Raw genomic sequence first — 19,344 nt, 5'->3', positions numbered from 1 at the left:
AAAAAAAAAAAAAAAAAAAAGGGGGGCCCCCCGCGGGGGGGGGGTGGCCTGGGAGAGAAAAAGCGGTATTACAGGATGTGTTGCTGAATGTCCGGATCTTTACGGTCGAGGTAATGAATCGACTGGATACGACGGATAGTGCGCGACTTGCCGCGGATCAGCAGCGTCTCGGTGGTGGCCATGTTGCCCTTGCGGGTGATGCCGTCCAGCAGATCGCCTTTGGTGATCCCGGTGGCGGAGAAGACGACGTTATCGCTGCGCGCCATTTCATCCAGACGCAGCACTTTGCCCGCTTCAATGCCCATGGTTTTGCAGCGCGCCAGCTCATTTTCACCGATGCGGCGGTTCTCTTCGTTATCGCCCTTCACGTGGTGGCGAGCCAGCAGGCGCCCCTGCATATCCCCGTCGAGGGCGCGGATCACCGCGGCGGAAACCACCCCTTCCGGCGCGCCGCCGATGCCGTACAGTACGTCGACTTCGCTATCCGGCATGCAGGTGAGAATAGAGGCCGCGACGTCGCCATCGGGAATAGCGAACACGCGCACGCCCAGCTGCTGCAGCTGGGCAATGACCGCGTCGTGGCGCGGTTTCGCCAGCACGGTGACGGTCAGCTCGCCCAGCGGCTTGTTCAGGGCGCGGGCGATATTGTGCAGGTTCTCTTCCAGCGGCAGATTAAGGTCGATAGCGCCTTTAGCGCCCGGGCCGACGATCAGCTTTTCCATATACATATCCGGCGCGTTGAGGAAGCAGCCCTTATCGCCGACCGCCATCACCGCCAGGGCGTTGGCCTGGCCCATCGCCGTCATGCGGGTGCCTTCGATGGGATCGACGGCGATATCTACCGCATCGCCCTTGCCGGTACCCACTTTTTCGCCGATATAGAGCATCGGCGCTTCATCGATTTCGCCCTCGCCGATGACGATGGTGCCGTCGATATTGACGAGGTTAAGCATAATGCGCATGGCGTTAACCGCTGCGCCGTCGGCGGTATTCTTATCGCCGCGGCCCAGCCATTTATAGCCCGCCAGCGCGGCGGCTTCGGTGACACGCGAAAATTCGATGGCCAGTTCTCGTTTCATAATCCACTCGTTGTGTAGAAAAGTTGCCCGCAGCGCGGCAAAAGCGCGCTACGCGTTGGAATAGCGTTCGGTTTCCGGCATCCAGCGCTCGATAAGCGCCTGGGCCTGCAGCGGATAGCGTTCATGAATGTGGCGAGCAATGCGCTGGACATCGGGGATCATCGCCTGATCGCGCAGTAAGTCCGCCACTTTAAATTCGGCGTTGCCGGTCTGGCGGGTGCCGAGCAGCTCGCCGGGACCGCGAATTTCGAGGTCTTTCTGGGCAATGACGAAACCATCGTTGCTGTCGCGCAGGACCTGCAGACGTTTCTGCGCCGTTTTGGAGAGCGGCGATTTATAGAGTAGCACGCAGTGGGAAGCGACCGCGCCGCGACCAACGCGCCCTCTGAGCTGGTGCAGCTGCGCCAGACCCAGACGTTCCGGGTTTTCGATAATCATCAGGCTTGAGTTAGGCACGTCGACACCGACTTCAATCACCGTGGTGGCTACCAGCAGATGCATCTCGCCCTGCTTGAAGGCCTGCATCACCGCCTGCTTCTCCGCCGGTTTCATCCGCCCGTGGACGAGGCCGATATTGAGCTCCGGCAGCGCCAGTTTGAGCTCTTCCCAGGTGGCTTCCGCCGCCTGGGCTTCCAGCAGATCGGACTCTTCAATCAGCGTACAGACCCAATAGGCCTGGCGACCTTCATGGGTACAGGCGTTGCGCACGCGGTCGATAATATCGCTGCGCCGGGTGTCGGGGATGGCGACGGTGGTCACCGGAGTTCGGCCTGGCGGCAGCTCGTCGATAATCGAGGTGTCCAGATCGGCGTAGGCGGTCATCGCCAGGGTGCGGGGGATCGGCGTGGCGGTCATGATCAGCTGATGCGGGTGGAATCCCTGCTGCTGACCTTTCTCCCACAGCGCCAGCCGCTGATGCACGCCGAAGCGGTGCTGTTCGTCAATAATCACCAGCGCCAGGCCGTTAAACTGCACCTGCTCCTGGAAGATGGCGTGGGTGCCGACAATCATCTGCACCTCGCCGCTGGCGATAGCCTCCTGCTGCGCCTGGCGGGCTTTGCCTTTCTGTTTGCCCGCCAGCCAGCCGACTTCAATACCCAGCGGTTCGAACCAGTTGCGGAAGTTATTGGCATGCTGCTCGGCAAGCAGTTCGGTGGGCGCCATCAGCGCCACCTGTTTGCCGTGGACGATAGCGCGCAAGGCGGCCAGGGCAGCGACCAGCGTTTTACCGGAGCCAACGTCGCCCTGCACCAGGCGCATCATCGGCACGTCCAGCGCCATATCGTGTTCAATCTCGGCGGTAACCCGCGCCTGCGCGCCGGTGGGCTTAAAGGGCAGGGAGGCCAGCAGTTGGTTTTTCAGGGTATCGTTGGCGCCGAGCGGCAGGGCGTGATAGCGCTGGGCGCCTGCCCGTAGCGCCAGCATGCTGAGGTTATGCGCCAGCAGCTCTTCCAGAATCAGACGCTGCTGCGCCGGGTGCTTGCCGCTTTCCAGCTCGCTAAGTTGCAAGGAGGGAGGCGGGCGGTGCAGCGTACGCAGCGCCTCCGGCAGGCTCATCATCCCCTGCGCCAGCTCCGGCGGCAGGAGTTCGCTAATCGCGCAGGTTTCCAGGAGCTCAAGCGCCTGATCGGTGAGCTTGCGCAGGGTCGCCTGCTTGATGCCTTCGGTGGTCGGATAAACTGGGGTTAACGTTTCCTGCAGCTCCGGAGTACTCATATCGCCCTGGACGCGATATTCCGGGTGGATCATCTCGGCGCCGTACTTCCCGCGTTTGGCTTCACCGTAGGCCAGCACCCGACGACCGGTCGCGAGGCTGTTTTTCATCGCCGCGTTGAAGTTGAAAAAGCGCATGGTGAGGATGCCGGTGCCATCGCTGATCTGGCAGGTCATCATCCGCCGGCCGCCGAAGGTGATATTGCTGTTGAGCACTTCACCTTCCACGGTGGCATAAACTCCGGGAAGCAGCTCGGCTATCGGGTAAAGATGGGTGCGATCTTCGTAGCGTAAAGGCAGGTGCAGCAGCAGATCCTGTACCGTATGCAGGCCAATCTTCGCCAGTTTGCTGCTCTGCGCAGCGCCCACACCGGTGAGTGAACTGAGCGGAACGGCATCTAACAGGCGGCCTGACATTGGGTTTACCTCGCAGCCTGCATGGTAGCCCACCACGCGGCATCGGCTTCCACTTCGCCCTGCTCGTTAACGTGGGGGTAAGGCAGACCTTTTTGTCTGGCAACGCGGGCCAGCACCGGATAGCCGCCTTCGAACAGCAGGCGCTGCTGCTCTTGTGGCGGCAGCATGCTGTTGGCGCGTTGGTACATCCCGGCATTCTGCCGCTGGCGCTGCGCCTCGTAAAGGATCAGCGCCGAGGCGACGGAGACGTTCAGCGACTGCACCATGCCGATCATCGGGATAATGATGTCCTGATCGGCCAGCGCCAGCGCTTCCTGGGTGATGCCGGTTTTTTCCTGACCCATCAGGATGCAGGTTGGACGCGTATAGTCGATTTCACGAAAATCGATGGCTTTGTCGGAAAGGTGAGTGGCGAGAATTTGCATGCCCTGGCCTTTCAGGTGGCCGACGGCATCTGCGATAGTGCGGTGGGTTTTAACCTGCACCCAGCTGTTGCTGCCCGCGGCGGCGGAGGCCATGGTACGCATCCGGCTGCTCGGCCAGACGGCATGCACTTCGTGTACGCCAACGGCATCTGCGGTCCGGATGACCGCAGAGACGTTATGAGGCTTATGGACCTGCTCCATGCAGACCGTCAGGTCAGGCTGACGCCTGGCGAGCATCTCGCAGATACGCTCGTAGCGCTTTGAGTTCATAAAGCTAGTTTCGGTTACGGGTGACTTTAATCACGTCCGGCATGACGCGGATTTTGCGCATGATATTCGCCAGATGCACGCGGTCGCGCGCGGTCAGGCGGATAAAGGCGCTGTATACGCGGCCATCTTTCTCTTCCGTATTCAGGCTCTGGATATTGGAAGACGCGGTGTTGATCGCCGCCGTCAGGTTAGCCAGCGCGCCCTGGTGGTTAAACATGTCCACCTTGATTTCGGTGATGAACTCCTGAGCGGTCTCTTTATCCCACTCAACCGCCATAAATTTCTCCGGCTCTTTCTGGTAGCCGCGAATGTTACGACAGGATTCATGGTGGATAACCAGCCCTTTACCCGGGCTGACGTGGGCGATAATCGGGTCACCTGGAATTGGACGACAGCACTTGGCGAAGGTGATCAACACGCCATCGGCGCCTTTGATTGGCAGATGACCGTGGTTCGACGCGTTGGCCGGCACCGGCGCCGCAGCGGCTTCGCCCTGCTGCAGGTTTTTTGCCACCACGACGCTCATGGCGTTGCCCAGACCGATTTCCGCCAGCAGATCGTCAAGCGAGGCCAGCTTCATGCGATCGAGTTCGCGCTGGATATTCTCCGGTGGGATCTCGGCGAGTTTGCGGCTTCCGCCCAGCGCGTGATTGAGCAGACGACGGCCAAGGCTGACCGAATCGTCGCGCTTAAGGTTTTTCAGCAGCTGACGGATCTTGGCGCGCGCTTTCGAGCTGACGACAAAGTTCAGCCAGGCGGCGTTCGGGCGAGCGCCCGGCGCGGTGATAATTTCGACAGTCTGACCGCTGGAGAGCGGCTGCGACAGCGGATAGGGCTGACGGTCGACGCGCGCGCCGACGCAGGCATGACCGATATCGGTATGCACCGCGTAGGCGAAGTCCACCGGCGTGGCGCCGGCAGGCAGTTCGACAATGCGCCCTTCCGGGGTGAAAACGTAAATCTCATCGGGGAACAGATCGGATTTTACGCTCTCGATAAATTCAAACGAGCTACCGGCGCTCTGCTGCAGCTCCAGCAGGCTTTGCATCCAGCGCTGAGCGCGGATCTGCGCGGTGGTGCTGCTTTCGCCGCCGTGCTCTTTATAAGCCCAGTGCGCCGCTACCCCCATCTCCGCCATCTGGTCCATGTCTTCGGTACGAATTTGTACCTCGACCGGGACGCCGTGGGGGCCGATCATCGAGGTGTGCAAAGACTGATAGCCGTTAGCTTTCGGAATGGCGATATAGTCTTTAAAACGACCCGGACGCGGTTTGTAGAGGCTGTGCATCTGGCCGAGCACGCGATAGCAGATATCGGCATCATGGACGATAACGCGGAAGGCGTAGATATCCATGATCGAGTGAAAACGTTGCTCTTTGAGCACCATTTTACAGTAGATGGAGTATAGATGCTTCTCGCGACCGCTGACGCGGCAGGGGATCCCCGCTTCCTGCAAACGCCCTTCGATTTCGGAGAGGATCTTTTGAATCATCTCCTTACGGTTGCCGCGCGCCGCTTTGACCACCTCTTTAATGACGCGGTAGCGATTAGGGTACAGTGCTTCAAAGCCCAGCTCTTCGAGCTCGGTTTTGATGTGATGGATACCTAAACGGTGCGCCAGCGGGCTGTAAATTTCCAGCGTTTCGCGGGCGATGCGGCGGCGTTTATCCGGGCGCAGCGAGCCCAGAGTACGCATGTTGTGGGTGCGGTCGGCAAGCTTGATGAGGATGACGCGAATGTCCTGCACCATCGCCATGATCATTTTGCGAAAGTTTTCGGCCTGCGCCTCTTTCTTATCGCGGAACTTGAGCTTATCAAGTTTCGACACCCCCTCTACCAGCTCGGCGACGCTTTTACCAAAAAGCTGTTCCATGTCCTGATAGGTGGCGGGGGTATCTTCAATCACATCATGCAGCAGCGCGGCCATCAGCGTTTCATAGTCGAGCTTCATCTCGGCCAGAATGCAGGCTACCGCGACCGGGTGCGTGATATAGGGTTCACCGCTTGAACGTGTCTGACCCTCGTGAGCGTCACGTGCAACGAGATACGCCTGCCGCAGACGCTTAATCTGGTCTTCCGGCAGGTAGTTTTGAATCAGCTGATTCAGGCTTTCAAACAGATACAAGGGCGACCCGCTGTGTGATTAACGACGACCTTCAGCAATCGCGGTAACGGCTTGTAATTCAGCGGCTTCCTGCTCTTGCTGTTCCTGGCGCTCACGTACGTCGAGGATCTGGTTGTTGATCAGACCTTCTTCGATTTCGCGCAGTGCGATAACGGTGGTTTTATCGTTTTCTTCCGGTACCAGCGGATCCTTTCCGCCAACCTGCATCTGACGAGCGCGACGCGCGGCGACCAGTACCAGGTCAAAACGGTTACCAATTTTCTCTACAGCGTCCTGAACAGTTACGCGTGCCATACTTAAAATGCTCCACAGGTGAAGAAATGACTGGGCATGATACTGAATGTGGGTTCAGTCTGCCAATAGTTTGGTGATTAAAGCGCCATGTCGCTGCTTTTGGCGGCTCATGCGCAGACGTTCAGCGCGGATGATATTTTTCAGGTCGCTCAGGGCGGTGTCAAAATCATCGTTCACAATCAGGTAATCATATTCCGCGTAATGGCTCATTTCCGCAACGGCCTGGGCCATCCGTTTCGCGATCACCTCTTCGCTGTCCTGGCCGCGGCCGCGCAGGCGACGGTCCAGTTCATCTTTTGACGGCGGCAGAATAAAAATACTGCGCGCGCCGGGCATGCTTTTACGGATCTGCTGCGCGCCTTGCCAGTCGATATCGAGGAAGACATCGACGCCGGTCGCCAGCACCTGCTCGATCGCTTTACGCGACGTGCCGTAATAGTTGCCAAAGACCTCTGCATGTTCCAGAAACGCGTTTTCGCCAATCATCGAGCGGAATTCGTCGTGATTCACGAAGAAATAGTGTTCGCCGTGCACTTCACCCGGACGCGGCGCCCTCGTGGTATGGGAGACCGATACCTGGGTGTCATACAACGGTTGGGTTTTTAATAAAGCCTGAATCAGGCTGGATTTACCCGCGCCGCTAGGGGCGGAAACAATATAAAGCGTGCCTTGAGCCATGAGTGTCTTTTGTATGTGGTTATCGAAAGAGGTCCTACATACGAGCCTATTATACACGTCGCCGCGGCGTGACGCAGTCATTGTCACACTTTTTGCCGCTGTTTCTTTCATTTTGCCTGCCGTTTTCCTGAATTCGCCAGCCGTTGCTGCAATGAGGCGTAAATCCTGGAAGGCGCTTCGCAAGGCGAAAAAGCTTCCGTCGCGGCTCGCGGCATTCTGCAGCAGACTCTCCGCCAGGTGATGGAGGAGGGGACTGCAATGCGTAAAGGAGGGTGGTGGCTGGCGTTAGGGATGTTCTCTGCCAGCGCGCTGGCGACGTGTCCGGACTGGCCGCCGGCCAGAGGAAGGCAGGAGACATCACGCCTTCATCAGCAAATTGTCGCCTGGAAAGAGGCTTACTGGCGGCAGGGCGCCAGCGGAGTGAGCGATGACGTTTACGACCAGCTCACCCTGCGCCTGGCGCAGTGGCGACAATGCTTTCCGGGCGCGACGCCTGAGGATGACGATCTGCCTCCGCCCACCGGCGATGCGCGTCATCCGGTGGCCCATACCGGCGTGCGCAAGCTGGCGGATGAGGACAGCGTTGCCCGCTGGATGAAAAATAAATCCGACCTGTGGATACAGCCTAAAGTGGACGGCGTGGCGGTGACTCTCGTTTATCGCCAGGGGCGTCTGGTTCAGGCCATTAGCCGCGGCGATGGTCTACGCGGTGAGGCATGGACCGCCCGAGCGCGGCAGATCCCGGCGCTGGCGAAAGTGATGACCGGTGAACTGGCCGACAGCGTACTGCAAGGGGAACTGTTTCTGCGCCGGGACGGCCATGTCCAGCAGCAGGCCGGGGGGATGAATGCGCGGGCGAAAGTCGCCGGGTTGATGATGCGAGCCGACGCGGCGGCTGCGCTCGGCCAACTGGACGTCTTTATCTGGGCCTGGCCAGACGGCCCGTCGGATATGCGCCGTCGTCAGCAGCTGCTGGCGCAGGCGGGGTTTAAGTACAGCGGACAATATACCCATCCGGTGTCGCGCATCGAGCAGGTGGCGCAGTGGCGCCAGCGCTGGTATCGCTCGCCGCTGCCCTTCGTCAGCGACGGTGTGATTGTGCGCGAAGGACGCGAGCCGCCGGGACGAGTCTGGTCGCCCGGAAAGGGCGAGTGGCTGGCAGCCTGGAAATATCCTCCGGCATCGCGGGTGATGCAGGTACGGGCGATCCGTTTCAGTACCGGCCGCAGCGGCAGACTCAACGTGGTGGCCGAGCTTGAGCCCCAGCGGCTGGATGATAAACGCGTGCAGCGGGTTAACGTTGGCTCTGTGTCCCGCTGGCAGATGCTGGATATTGGGGTTGGCGATCAGCTGCAGATCAGTCTGGCAGGGCAGGGTATTCCTCGGGTCGACGCCGTCGTCTGGCGGACGGCCGAGCGCCATAAACCGACGCCGCCGCCGGCGAAATTTAATGCGCTAACCTGCTATTTCGCCACCCCTGAGTGCAGCGAACAGTTTCTTTCCAGGCTGATCTGGTTGTCATCAAAGTCCGCCCTGAATGTCGATGGCGTGGGGGAAAATTTATGGCGCGTCATTCAGCAGCAAAACCCGATGACGCATATCTTTTCCTGGCTGGCGCTTACCGTTGAGCAGCTGCAGGCGGTGCCAGGGATTTCCGCCGCCCGCGGGCAGCACCTCTGGCATCAGTTTGATCTTGTTCGCAAACGACCTTTTATCCGCTGGGTGCTGGCGATGGGGATCCCGGTGCCGCAGGGGGCGCTGGCGCAGCTCGAAAGCGAGAACTGGCATTTGCTGGCGGCAAAAAGTGAAGCGCAATGGCGCACGCTGCCGGGCGTGGGGGAGATCAGAGCCCGCCAGCTGGTGGCTTTCCTGCACCATCCGGACGTGGTGGCGCTGGCGCAATGGCTTAGCGGGCAGCGCATCCCCGGATTTTAAGGCGGTTAGTGGGCGTCATGGGTGTAGTGGAAGACCGGTAGCCCCAGTTTCCAGCGTAGCGCCAGCATGCGGGCGGTAAAGCCGAACAGCAGTGTAGCCAGCACCACCACATCGTGGCTGCTGACGTAATGTTGCAGAGCAATATAGAGTACGGCTGCGGCAAAGGAGATCCCGGCATACAGCTCTTTCTGGAAGACCAGCGGAATGCGTTTGCAGAACATATCGCGCAGTACGCCGCCGAAGACACCGGTGATCACGGCGGCAATAGAGGCGATAACCGGGCCTTCGCCCATGTCCAGGGCGATCTGCGCGCCGATGATGGAAAACACGATCAGCCCCAGCGCGTCCAGCACCAGAAACAGCCGACGAAGGTGCGGCATCACCGGAGCGGCAATGGTCGTGAGGACGGCGGCGACGGCGACAATGATGACATATTCGGGATGCTTCACCCAACCAAGAGGATAGTGCCCCAGCAGGATATCGCGAACGGAACCCCCGCCCAGCGCGGTCGCAGTGGCGATAATGATGACGCCAAACGTATCCATCCGCCGGCGCCCGGCAGCCAGTGCGCCGGTCATGGCTTCCGCGGTGATACCGATTAAATACAGAACATGAAGCAGCATAGATCCCCCCAGGTAATGGCGGGCAGGTTAACGATTTGTGCGCAGGATCACGATTGAGATTTTCTAAAGCGAATCATTTACGCCAGGAAAAATTAATGGAAATAGTATCCGTGATGGCTTGATTTAAAGGTTTATTGTTTTTTTAGGGATTTTTATTGATTAGAAAAAGTAATGCTAAGTGAAGCGATGGGTATCACTATCGAAAACACTATGATTACGCAATGTTTAAGTCTCGTCCTTTATTCTTTTATTTTTCCTTTTCAAGGCCTGAGAAAATGAGCGTCGCCGCCGGGAATAAAAATCATCTGATCCGCCTGATAGCCGTGGTATTAACCGGGATTCTGGCCGGTCTGTCCGGCATGGTTTTGGCACTAATTTTACACGCGATTCAGCACCTGGCTTTTGGTTACAGTTATGGGCAGATCGTCGGTTCGGTGTCATTTTTACAGGGCGTCACGGAGTCGTCCTGGCCACGCCGCATCGTGGCAATCGTGGCCGGCGGCGCCGTCGCCGGATTTGGCTGGTGGCTGCTTGGTCGCTATGGGCAGAGGCGGGTTTCCATTGCGGCGGCGGTGGCCAACCCCTGCGCACCCATGCCCGCGGGCACCACGACGATCCACGCGCTGCTGCAGATCGTCACAGTAGCGCTGGGCTCCCCGCTTGGCCGCGAAGTGGCGCCCCGGGAAATGGGCGCGCTGGGGGCGGGGATGGTGGCGCGTAAGCTGCGCCTGCTGGAAGATGAAACCCGCACGCTGATTGCCTGTGGGGCGGGCGCGGGTCTGGCGGCGGTCTATAACGTCCCGCTGGCCGGGGCGTTGTTCAGCCTTGAGGTCATGCTGCTGTCGTTTAGCTGGGAAAAAACGCTGGCGGCGATGATGACCTCGGCGATTGCCGCCTGGACGGCCACCCTGGGGTTAGGGGATGAATCGCAATACCATTTTGTTTCCAGCGCACTTCCGCACACCTTTCTCTGGTGGGCGATTCTGGCGGGCCCGATTCTTGGCACCGGCGCCTGGCTCTTTCGCAAAGCGACCAGCGCGGCGCGTTCACGCGCGCGAAGTAACTGGCAGATGCCGGTGTTCTGTCTGCTGGGGTTTTCTCTTCTTGCCATCCTGAGTCTTTATTTCCCCGAGCTTCCGGGCAATGGCAAGGGTCCAATGCAGCTGGCGCTCAGCGACGGGCTGCCTCTCTCCATGGTCGCTGTCCTGTTAGTATTGAAGATGGTGGTGATTCTGGCGGTGCTGCGCGGCGGCGCGGAGGGTGGATTGTTAACCCCAGGGCTGGCGGTGGGCGGATTGGTCAGCCTGCTGCTCTGCGCGCTCTGGCAGCTCGGCTTCCCTGGCGGTGATAAAAGCAGCTTCGCTGTGGTGGGGGCGGCCGCGTTTCTCGCCGCCTCCATGCAGATGCCGTTGACCGCAGTGGCGCTGGTGATGGAGTTTACCCACATGGATCACAGCTATCTGGCTCCGGCGCTGCTGTGCGCGGCAGGGGCGTTTTTAACCTGCCGGGTGCTGGATAAAAAATAGGCTTACCGAGCCGCGGTGAAAGTCAGGGAGGGGCCCGTTGATCCTGAAAGTAAAATCAGCCGCGTTTTTTCCTGATGGTTTCCTCATGGTTAATAAGCCATATTTTTCGTGCAATGCCGCCGCCGTAACCGGTCATCGAACCATCTTTGCCGATAATTCGATGGCACGGGATGATAATCGCGACGCGGTTAGCGCCGTTTGCAGCAGCCACCGCGCGCGTGGCCGTTGGTTTACCTATCTCCATCGCAATCGATTGATAATGCGTCGTCTCACCGAAGCTAACGTGCTGTAAACGGCGCCAGACCGCTCGCTGGAATTCGCTGCCTGGGGTATCAAGCGCCACCTCGAACGATTGACGCTGTCCGGCGAAATACTCCGTTATTTCCTGTTGCGCCTGCCTGGTGTGGGCATTTTCACCTGCGATGATGCTGGCGTTGAACCGCCGCTGCAGGTCGCTGAATTCTGACTCCAGCGCTCGTCTGTCGACAAACTCCAGCAGACAAATTCCCCGTTGCGTTGCACAAACAAACATTGGCCCTAACGGGGTGGTAAAACGATGAATTAAAACAACCTGGCGTTGCGCGCTGGGTGCGAAACCGGTCAATTTTTTGCAGGTATAGCCGAAGCCGCTTAAGGACTCGTAACCGCTATCGAAAGCGACATCGGTAGTTGAGCGGCCTGCTTTTAATTCCTGAAGCGCCATATTCAAACGCTGCATCCGTTGAAAAGCCTGAAAGGTGATCCCGTGGTTTTGCAGGAACCAGCGGCGAACGCGTTCCGGGCTAATATCGTGCTGACGTAGCTCGCTATCGCTGAGGCGGACCTTTGGAGCTTCTCGCAGCAGGCGGAGCGCTTGTTCAACAAAGGCGGGGGCCGTCCGGGCATTCTCCGTCGGGCGACAGACTTTGCATGGCCGGAAGCCGGCATCCAGCGCGGATTTAAAGTCATTATAAAATTCGACGTTTTCCCGCCGGGGTTTTCGCGCCCGACAGACCGAGATACAAAATACGCCGGTGGTTTTCACGCCGACGAAAAAAACGCCGGTGAATTCCACCGCGCGTTCAAGCAGCGCCTGATACCAGATATCGCACTGCATGCTGTCGGTAATTTTCATGGTCAAAAAACACCTGAGAAAGAGTGTTGGGTTTGCACCTGACATAATAAGTCTTTCAGTCTGGCCTGCGTCGCAGCATAAATAAAATTGCCCATCGAAATTCGTTTTACGCCCAGTGTCGATAAGGTGCTGAAGTCAGCCAGCTCAGGCATACACATTACGTTTAAGGGTAAACGCACGTGGTGAACGATGGCGATAATATCCTCCGCGCGGGTGACGCAAGGCACAAAAAAACCGCATGCGCCGTGTTTGGCGTAGAGTTGACCGCGATAGAGCGTCTGAACCAGCGCATCTTGTACGTTGAGAAGAAAGGTATCGGTGCGGACATTAACAAACAGACCGGGACAGGCGCGGGTTATTTCCTGCAGTTTGACGGCAAAGCGCTCCGCATCGTCAAGACGACGCGTACCATCCACCACATGACTATCCTCGAGATTTATTCCACTCACGCCGAGTTGCGCCAGACGCCGGATATTGTCAATGATGTGGCTGGTTGTCGCGCCGTAGCCCGCCTCTAAATCGACGCTTAACGGCAGTTCGCTAACGGTTTTGATGCGTGAGACGACATAAAACAGCTCGTCAAAACTCATCTCTTCGCCATCTTCATACCCTAACATTGCGGCGATAGCAGCGCTGGAGGATCCCAGCGCCTGATAACCAGCCTGCTGAGCAGCCTGAGCGCTGCTGGCATCCCAGACATTGGCAAGCAACAAAGGTTGGTTTTGCTGGTGAAGCGCATTAAAGTCCATTCTTTTCTCTCGCGGTAGTGTTTTCCTGACTGTGCCGCGTTGTGCTTATTTGCCACAACCGAAAACTGGACGACTATTTTTTATAAGTAGATTCTTATCATTCGCCCGTGAGAGAGATAAATAAAAAGGCCATGATTTATCATGGCCCTGGATACCGAAATACATTAACAAACGAGAAAGCGTTACTCGATATTCTGGATTTGCTCGCGCATTTGCTCGATGAGTACCTTCAGCTCAATCGCGGAGTTGGTCACCTCGGCGTTAATCGATTTTGACGCCAGGGTGTTCGATTCACGGTTGAACTCCTGCATCATAAAGTCGAGACGGCGACCCACAGCTTCTTTCTTCTTCAGAATGTTATAGGTCTCTTTAACGTGCGCTTCGAGACGGTCCAGTTCTTCGGCAACGTCGATACGCTGCGCCATCAGCACCAGCTCTTGCTCAAGGCGGTTATTTTCCAGCTGCACTTCCGCATCTTCCAGCTTGGCGACCAGACGCTCGCGCTGCCACTGGAGAATTTCCGGCATATGAGCGCGAACTTTCGCCACTTCGCCGCTCACGCCTTCAAGCCGCTGCTCGATAAGCGCTTTCAGGGCCTGGCCTTCCGTTTCGCGGGCGACGATGAAGTCGTCCAGCGCGCCGTCAAGAGCGGCCAGAATGTCGGCGGCGATGGCGTCGAGATCCTGCTCTTTGGCGGCCATCACGCCCGGCCAGCGCAGGATATCAACCGGGTTGATTTCCCCTTCATCGCTCTGCATTTTCACCCAGTTGGCAGCGTTTACCAGCTGTTTAGCCAGCTTTTCGTTGAGGATGAGTTCACCCTGAGCGCTGGGATCTTGTTCAAAACGCAAGGTGCATTCGACTTTACCGCGAGTCAGGCGGGCGCGAATGCGCTCGCGTACCACGGGCTCCAGACTACGGAACTGCTCCGGCAGGCGGAAGTACGTTTCCAGATAGCGCTGGTTTACCGAGCGCAGCTCCCATGCGGCGCTACCCCAGTCACCCTTGATTTCACGGCGGGCATAGGCGGTCATACTGCGGATCATAGGCGTTCCTGTTTTCGTAATAATGAATGCAAGGATTATAGCCGTGCGGGCGGTGACTTAACAGGAATAGTGATGAAATACTTCAAGGACGATTGTTTTAAGGGATATCGCCGCAAAGTTATTTTCACCAGGGGCTGTAGGTGGGGTTATATATTATGGGAATCCGTAGTTAATATTTTCTGATATTAGATACGGGCATGGAATTCGGATGCCTTTGTACAAATGCATATACCGCCAGACAAGCTATTCTGTGAGTTTTAGGAAGTATAACCACCAGCAATGAGATAGGGTATTACCTTTAAGCATTATGTATGTTTTTTTTGCATTGATTACTATAAATTTATTAAAACTTTGGTGATTGTATTTATGGTGAGAATACTGTTGTATTAATTATATCTAATTGTTTTGTTTTGGCCTTTTTAAGTTTTATGCGGTATTGTCCGACTGAAAGAACGCTAGTATAGTCGTTTAAGATGAGTTCTATAAAAAGGATTTTAATATGGACGCTATCTTTGACAGAGTCGTAAGGGAATTTTTTCCAAATACAACCATACCTTTTTGGAAAAAATGGCTGTTCAGGACGGCATTTGGCAATAAGGTATTTTCTCGCTTAATATATAACGAGCGACTCGTTAATAAAAATGGGGTCGAGTGGGTTAATGCAGTTGTTGAACTCCTTGAGTTGAAATGTGAAAGCGAACACCACCAACTTAACAACATACCTGGGCATGGGGCTACGGTTGTTATTTCAAATCATCCGACGGTTATCGATGGACTTAGCTTAATACATACGGTCTCCCGAGTCAGGAGTGATATAAAAATAATAGCTAATCACGTTTTGCCAATTATATTCCCCCAGGTATCGGAACTTACCATTGGAATTGAGAATATGGCCGGTAAGATGAGCCATAAAAAATTCCGCGAGATGAACGATCACCTGCGAAAAGGAGGCGTATTGATTATATGTCCTGCGGGTAAGCTGGCTAACTGGTCTCTTTCCGGGTTACAGGAGCATAAGTGGAACCCCGGTTTTTTACAGCTTGCTATGAGAAATAATGCAGCATTGGTACCAATTCATATTACGGGAGCAAACAGTAAGATTTATTATCTTACTGCAACATTCTGGCGGCAACTGTCGAACATGATGGTTATTCGTGAAGCTCTCCGCCATCATGGCAAGACCATGAAAATCAATATAGGACAGCAAATAGCCTTATCCTCGTTTAAAGAATACAATAAAGATCTTTCTGCCGCGGCAAATGTATGTTTGACGCACCTCCAGAGTATAGCGAAGAATGGCCCGGCTATGTTAGATACGATTGCGCCGCAAGAATTAGAACCAGGTAAAAAGGAGCTAATTAGCGCAATAGAGGAGTGCGAAATATTAAGGCAGTTTGAAGACGGTAGAAAACTAGTGATATATCGCTGTAATACTAACCGAACCTCACCTATTATTGATGAGTTAGGGCGCTTACGCGAACGCTGTTATCGCGATATTGGTGCCGGAACTGGTAACGACCGAGATAACGATGTTTTTGATGAAAGTTATTATCATATCATTTTGTGGGATCCTTCTGATGTGGAAATCCTGGGAGCATATCGTGTTATGCCCGTTGGCGAGCAGCTGGCCCAACATGGTGTAACAGGCCTCTATAGCAACAGCTTGTTTAAATACCATGATAATGCCTATTCCTGTTTAGAGAAGTGTGTGGAAATTGGCCGCGGCTTTATTCAGAAACCTTATCAAAAAAGTAAGGTGCTTGATTATTTATGGCAAGGGATATTTGACTTTATAAAAAGATATCCGGACTATAAATACTTGCTGGGTGTGCTGACCATTCCTGGAACTTTTCCTGAAAAAGTACAGAAACTCATCATCAGTTTCTATAATATATACTTTTCCTCGACAGCTGATTTTTGTTCGCCGATAGCATTGTTCACTGCCGAAAATGTACAGGATGATACTCCATTTTGTGGCGAAGATTTTAGAGCAGACTGGAGCATGCTCAATCACCTGCTGAGAGAAGAAGGTTATGAACTTCCCTGGCCTTTTAAACAGAGTGCTAAATGGTTCTCCCCGGGCGGATCGTCGATTCTTGCATTCACAAAAGATGATTCTTTTAATTCGATAGCTGGGTTAAATCTGAGCTCTATAGATAAATTGAATGAAAGCTACGTTAAGCATTATTTAAGAGATTAAACTGACGATGATTGTCCGGTCCTGGAGCGAGCGTGCCTCAATCCAGACCGTAGTGATAAGGGAAATGATATGCGTATGGATGCGTTTTAATGCGAAAGCCAATAAATGTATTTATTATATTGATATCGGTGCTGATACTCACCGGGTGTGATAACAAACCAGATAACATGTTATCCGGTTATTCACATGGAGAATTTGTATACCTTTCATATTCTGGTAATGAAAAAATAGAACGGATCTTGATCAATAAAGGAGATAACGTCGCCGCAGGACAGGAGTTAGTGAAGATTGAGTCCTTCGATGCGCAAAATATTTTCCTGCGCGCTGAGGAAAAGCTATCAGCAGAGAGCGCTCTATTACGAAATCTGGAATCTGGCGAACGGCCTGAAGAGCTGGATATTATACGTTCGCAGATTAAAAAAGCACAATCGGCAGAATCTCAGGTAAAGCGACAGCTTGGGCGATATCGTAATCTTTACGCCAATCATGCCATATCGCTTGCGGAATGGGAGGATATCCGGGATGAATTAACTCAAAAAGGCGCACAGGTTGAAGAGTTAATTAATCAACTCAAAGCACGGCAACTCCCTGCCCGGCAGGATGAGATTAGCAAGCAGCGCTCAATGGTGGCCGCGGCAAAACTCGAACGGGATAAGGCGCTGTGGGATGTCCAGCAAACGACGATTGTTTCTCCGGTCAATGCTAAGGTCTTCGATATTATTTATCGTGCCGGGGAGCGCCCTTCTGCTGGTAAACCAATAATCAGTCTGTTACCTCCTGAGAATATAAAAGTACGCTTCTTTATACCCGAAGCGAAGCTCGGTAAATTTAAAATCGGATCTAAGGTAAAACTTATATGCGATGGTTGCGCTGAGCCCATTGCTGGCATTATTAACTATATCAGCCCTGAGGCCGAGTTTACGCCTCCAGTTATTTATAGTACGAAACGTCGTGAGAAGCTCATTTTTATGGCGGAGGCTATCCCTGCGCTGCAGCAGGCAGGGCGGATGAAAATCGGCCAACCGTTTGATGTGGAGATTATTGGCGATGAATAATCTTTGTATTGATGTAAAAAATCTCAATAAACATTTTGGCGAGCATCACGTCGTAAAGGATTTCTCTTTACAGGTGGCAAAAGGCGAGATCTATGGTTTTCTCGGTCCGAACGGTAGCGGAAAAACGACATCGATTCGAATGATGTGTGGTTTGATTACGCCGGATGCCGGTGAAGGTACTTGTCTGGGTATGGATATCTTTACGCAGCGGGAAAAAATAAAAAAAAAGATAGGCTACATGACCCAGTATTTCTCAATGTGGGGAAATTTAACTATTCGGGAAAACTTACTTTTTATTGCGCGGTTATATAGCCTCGATCAGCGTAGAGATCGGGTTGAACGTGCGCTTTCTGAGTTAGGCCTCACTGCCCGACAGCACCAGCTGGCTAAGGAGCTTTCTGGGGGCTGGAAGCAAAGAATGGCCCTCGCCGCCTGTATGTTGCATGAACCTGTTTTGCTATTTCTGGATGAGCCGACTGCTGGCGTGGATCCCAAGGCGCGGCGAGAGTTCTGGCAAATGCTGCACCAGCTTTCTGACCGGGGGATCTCGATACTGGTGAGCACGCATTATATGGATGAGGCTGAGCGCTGCCATAAGGTTGCCTATCTCTCTTATGGTCGGCTGCTGGCGAATGGCACTATTGCGTCGATTATCGCCTCCCAGAATTTGATCACCATGCGAACCAGCGGCGCCGGTCTGACGCTGCTTGAAAGCCAGCTACAGCGCTTGCCGGATATTGAGCAAACGGTCATTTTTGGCAATCAGCTTTATATTACATCCAGAGATGACGCGAAGTTAAAATCCGCGCTTTTTGCCTTTACGCAACAGGGTTATGAGTTCTGTAAGGTGGATACCAATCTGGAAGATGCATTTACCTACTTGATGAAAAATAATTGTGAAAAAAATTAATTTTAGCTTCTCCGTTACGCGGTGGATTGGCGTGGTTATTAAGGAAATTCACGAGCTACGCCGTGATAAAGTCAGCATCAGTATGGTGCTCCTGACACCTCTTTTTCAGCTGATCATTCTTGGCTATGCCATCAATATGGATCCGCATAATCTTCCGACCGCCTTACTAAATTATGATACCGAACGCATGAGTCAAATCTTTGTGACGGAAGCGCAAAATACCGGGTATTTTTCGATGATTCCTGTCGATTCAGAAGAGGCGGCGCAGAAAGCCTTTGTGCGGGGGGATGTCACTTTTATCGTGACGATCCCTGAAGGGTTTACGCGCAAGTTACTGCGTGGAGAAAAGCCACAACTATTGATTCAGGGGGATGCCATCGATCCGATCACCACGGGGAATGCGCTCAGCGCCCTTGTGCAGGTGGCGAAGTCGATGTTTCAGCACGATTTGCCGGGCGACATGCGTGTGGTGCAAAAAGAGGATGATTTCGAGCTTATCATTCATCGCATGTTTAACCCTGAGGGGATAACCCAGTTTAATACTATTCCCGGTATTATGGGGTCTATACTCAGTACAACGTTAATCCTGATGACCGCCCTGTCAATTACCCGCGAGCGAGAAAACGGGGCGTTAGAAAATTTACTGGTCTCTCCGTTGTCCGGGCTTGAGGTCATTATTGGGAAAATAACGCCTTTTGTTATCATTGGTCTGTTTCAGGCGACGTTAATCCTGATTGCCGCCGTTTTGTTGTTCGATATCCCCCTTCACGGTAGCGTCTTCCTACTATTTTTTGTGCTGTTAATTTATGTCTTTCTTTGTCTGTCAATTGGTATCGGTATTTCTGGCTTAGCACAAAACCAGCTGCAGGCGCTGCAAATGTCCTCTTTTTACTTTATCCCTTCCATTATGTTGTCCGGCTTTATTAGCCCCTTTATTAGTATGCCTGACTGGGCGAAAGCCATTGGATCCTGTTTACCGCTGACCTACTTCATCCGCCTGGTTAAGGGCATTATGCTGAAAGGCTATTCAGCAACGGCATTGTTGCCTGACCTCTTGCCGCTGATAGGCCTGGCGGTGATTGTCATTGGTGTGGGGTTGAAATCTTATCGTAAAACGCTGGACTGACATTATCGGCGCGTCCGGCTGGAGTGGGCATAGGCTTTTTGCCATGAAATTCGTATAAT

The 19,344-nt window shown here is 54.3% G+C and carries 17 protein-coding genes; 6 read left to right on the top strand and 11 right to left on the bottom strand.

Going from position 1 to position 19,344, the window contains the following annotated elements:
• Positions 1-68: 68 nt before the first annotated feature.
• Genes glpX through gmk form a run of 6 tightly spaced genes read right to left on the bottom strand, consistent with a single transcriptional unit; the run spans position 69 to position 7,001 of the window.
• Positions 69-1,079, bottom strand: a complete 1,011-nt coding sequence (gene glpX / locus HMPREF9538_RS25455; protein WP_002922903.1) for a class II fructose-bisphosphatase — start codon at positions 1,077-1,079, stop codon at positions 69-71.
• Positions 1,080-1,127: 48 nt separating this feature from the next.
• A complete protein-coding gene (gene recG / locus HMPREF9538_RS25460; protein ID WP_004151504.1) occupies positions 1,128-3,209 on the bottom strand; it encodes an ATP-dependent DNA helicase RecG in 2,082 nt (693 codons plus the stop codon).
• 5 nt (positions 3,210-3,214) lie between these two features.
• Complete coding sequence (gene trmH / locus HMPREF9538_RS25465) at positions 3,215-3,904, bottom strand: tRNA (guanosine(18)-2'-O)-methyltransferase TrmH (protein ID WP_004181538.1); 690 nt, start codon at positions 3,902-3,904, stop codon at positions 3,215-3,217.
• 4 nt (positions 3,905-3,908) lie between these two features.
• Positions 3,909-6,029: a bifunctional GTP diphosphokinase/guanosine-3',5'-bis pyrophosphate 3'-pyrophosphohydrolase gene (spoT, locus tag HMPREF9538_RS25470; RefSeq protein ID WP_004150214.1), complete on the bottom strand. Its 2,121-nt coding sequence runs from the start codon at positions 6,027-6,029 to the stop codon at positions 3,909-3,911.
• 18 nt (positions 6,030-6,047) lie between these two features.
• A complete protein-coding gene (rpoZ, locus tag HMPREF9538_RS25475) occupies positions 6,048-6,323 on the bottom strand; it encodes a DNA-directed RNA polymerase subunit omega (RefSeq protein WP_000135058.1) in 276 nt (91 codons plus the stop codon).
• Between the two features lie 54 nt (positions 6,324-6,377).
• Positions 6,378-7,001 (bottom strand): guanylate kinase, encoded by a 624-nt coding sequence (gene gmk, locus HMPREF9538_RS0126785; protein WP_002922664.1) that lies wholly within the window; start codon positions 6,999-7,001, stop codon positions 6,378-6,380.
• A gap of 258 nt (positions 7,002-7,259) precedes the next feature.
• On the opposite strand from gmk, the gene ligB reads away from it, so the two are divergent.
• On the top strand, positions 7,260-8,936 hold the full coding sequence (ligB, locus tag HMPREF9538_RS25480) for an NAD-dependent DNA ligase LigB (protein WP_020316975.1): 1,677 nt from the start codon (positions 7,260-7,262) through the stop codon (positions 8,934-8,936).
• A gap of 5 nt (positions 8,937-8,941) precedes the next feature.
• On the opposite strand, the gene HMPREF9538_RS25485 is transcribed toward ligB, so the two are convergent.
• Positions 8,942-9,559 carry a trimeric intracellular cation channel family protein gene (locus HMPREF9538_RS25485; RefSeq protein ID WP_002922654.1) on the bottom strand — a complete coding sequence of 206 codons (618 nt, stop codon included), beginning with the start codon at positions 9,557-9,559 and terminating at the stop codon, positions 8,942-8,944.
• 275 nt (positions 9,560-9,834) lie between these two features.
• Between HMPREF9538_RS25485 and HMPREF9538_RS25490 the strand changes: the two genes are divergently transcribed.
• Positions 9,835-11,085 carry a chloride channel protein gene (locus HMPREF9538_RS25490; protein WP_009483931.1) on the top strand — a complete coding sequence of 417 codons (1,251 nt, stop codon included), beginning with the start codon at positions 9,835-9,837 and terminating at the stop codon, positions 11,083-11,085.
• A gap of 55 nt (positions 11,086-11,140) precedes the next feature.
• On the opposite strand, the gene HMPREF9538_RS25495 is transcribed toward HMPREF9538_RS25490, so the two are convergent.
• From HMPREF9538_RS25495 to HMPREF9538_RS25510, 3 genes are all read right to left on the bottom strand, one after another.
• Positions 11,141-12,199 (bottom strand): bifunctional transcriptional activator/DNA repair enzyme AdaA, encoded by a 1,059-nt coding sequence (locus HMPREF9538_RS25495; protein WP_009483930.1) that lies wholly within the window; start codon positions 12,197-12,199, stop codon positions 11,141-11,143.
• A 2-nt stretch (positions 12,200-12,201) separates the two neighbouring features.
• Positions 12,202-12,948 carry an isocitrate lyase/PEP mutase family protein gene (locus tag HMPREF9538_RS25500; RefSeq protein ID WP_009483929.1) on the bottom strand — a complete coding sequence of 249 codons (747 nt, stop codon included), beginning with the start codon at positions 12,946-12,948 and terminating at the stop codon, positions 12,202-12,204.
• A 182-nt stretch (positions 12,949-13,130) separates the two neighbouring features.
• A complete protein-coding gene (locus HMPREF9538_RS25510) occupies positions 13,131-13,994 on the bottom strand; it encodes a YicC/YloC family endoribonuclease (protein ID WP_002922636.1) in 864 nt (287 codons plus the stop codon).
• 499 nt (positions 13,995-14,493) lie between these two features.
• On the opposite strand from HMPREF9538_RS25510, the gene HMPREF9538_RS25515 reads away from it, so the two are divergent.
• Positions 14,494-16,194 (top strand): lysophospholipid acyltransferase family protein, encoded by a 1,701-nt coding sequence (locus HMPREF9538_RS25515; RefSeq protein ID WP_009483928.1) that lies wholly within the window; start codon positions 14,494-14,496, stop codon positions 16,192-16,194.
• Between the two features lie 37 nt (positions 16,195-16,231).
• Here HMPREF9538_RS25515 and HMPREF9538_RS32020 read toward each other — a convergent pair whose 3' ends face one another.
• The gene (locus HMPREF9538_RS32020; protein WP_015959141.1) at positions 16,232-16,363 is read right to left on the bottom strand and encodes a hypothetical protein; all 132 of its coding nucleotides are present in this window, start codon (positions 16,361-16,363) and stop codon (positions 16,232-16,234) included.
• Between HMPREF9538_RS32020 and HMPREF9538_RS25520 the strand changes: the two genes are divergently transcribed.
• Genes HMPREF9538_RS25520 through HMPREF9538_RS25530 form a run of 3 tightly spaced genes read left to right on the top strand, consistent with a single transcriptional unit; the run spans position 16,323 to position 19,285 of the window.
• Positions 16,323-17,249 (top strand): HlyD family secretion protein, encoded by a 927-nt coding sequence (locus HMPREF9538_RS25520; protein ID WP_269465108.1) that lies wholly within the window; start codon positions 16,323-16,325, stop codon positions 17,247-17,249. The genes HMPREF9538_RS32020 and HMPREF9538_RS25520 overlap by 41 nt on opposite strands.
• A complete protein-coding gene (locus HMPREF9538_RS25525) occupies positions 17,242-18,159 on the top strand; it encodes an ABC transporter ATP-binding protein (protein WP_009483927.1) in 918 nt (305 codons plus the stop codon). Before HMPREF9538_RS25520 ends, HMPREF9538_RS25525 begins: the two co-directional genes overlap by 8 nt.
• Complete coding sequence (locus HMPREF9538_RS25530) at positions 18,146-19,285, top strand: ABC transporter permease (RefSeq protein WP_002922603.1); 1,140 nt, start codon at positions 18,146-18,148, stop codon at positions 19,283-19,285. Before HMPREF9538_RS25525 ends, HMPREF9538_RS25530 begins: the two co-directional genes overlap by 14 nt.
• The last annotated feature ends 59 nt before the right edge of the window (positions 19,286-19,344 follow it).

The organism is Klebsiella sp. MS 92-3, from assembly GCF_000195655.1.
GTDB classification, from domain to species: Bacteria; Pseudomonadota; Gammaproteobacteria; order Enterobacterales; family Enterobacteriaceae; genus Klebsiella; species Klebsiella pneumoniae.
The sequence above is the reverse complement of the archived record's forward strand: the minus strand, read 5'-3'. Positions and strand labels throughout refer to the sequence as shown.

Excerpts from the sequence above, each read along its gene's own strand:
- HMPREF9538_RS25515 (WP_009483928.1), top strand. The coding sequence starts at position 14,494 with ATGGACGCTATCTTTGACAGAGTCGTAAGGGAATTTTTTCCAAATACA.
- recG (WP_004151504.1), bottom strand. The coding sequence starts at position 3,209 with ATGTCAGGCCGCCTGTTAGATGCCGTTCCGCTCAGTTCACTCACCGGT.
- HMPREF9538_RS25500 (WP_009483929.1), bottom strand. The coding sequence starts at position 12,948 with ATGGACTTTAATGCGCTTCACCAGCAAAACCAACCTTTGTTGCTTGCC.
- HMPREF9538_RS25525 (WP_009483927.1), top strand. The coding sequence starts at position 17,242 with ATGAATAATCTTTGTATTGATGTAAAAAATCTCAATAAACATTTTGGC.
- gmk (WP_002922664.1), bottom strand. The coding sequence starts at position 7,001 with ATGGCTCAAGGCACGCTTTATATTGTTTCCGCCCCTAGCGGCGCGGGT.
- rpoZ (WP_000135058.1), bottom strand. The coding sequence starts at position 6,323 with ATGGCACGCGTAACTGTTCAGGACGCTGTAGAGAAAATTGGTAACCGT.
- HMPREF9538_RS25490 (WP_009483931.1), top strand. The coding sequence starts at position 9,835 with ATGAGCGTCGCCGCCGGGAATAAAAATCATCTGATCCGCCTGATAGCC.
- HMPREF9538_RS25510 (WP_002922636.1), bottom strand. The coding sequence starts at position 13,994 with ATGATCCGCAGTATGACCGCCTATGCCCGCCGTGAAATCAAGGGTGAC.
- glpX (WP_002922903.1), bottom strand. The coding sequence starts at position 1,079 with ATGAAACGAGAACTGGCCATCGAATTTTCGCGTGTCACCGAAGCCGCC.
- HMPREF9538_RS25485 (WP_002922654.1), bottom strand. The coding sequence starts at position 9,559 with ATGCTGCTTCATGTTCTGTATTTAATCGGTATCACCGCGGAAGCCATG.
- ligB (WP_020316975.1), top strand. The coding sequence starts at position 7,260 with ATGCGTAAAGGAGGGTGGTGGCTGGCGTTAGGGATGTTCTCTGCCAGC.
- trmH (WP_004181538.1), bottom strand. The coding sequence starts at position 3,904 with ATGAACTCAAAGCGCTACGAGCGTATCTGCGAGATGCTCGCCAGGCGT.
- HMPREF9538_RS25495 (WP_009483930.1), bottom strand. The coding sequence starts at position 12,199 with ATGAAAATTACCGACAGCATGCAGTGCGATATCTGGTATCAGGCGCTG.
- HMPREF9538_RS32020 (WP_015959141.1), bottom strand. The coding sequence starts at position 16,363 with ATGTTATCTGGTTTGTTATCACACCCGGTGAGTATCAGCACCGATATC.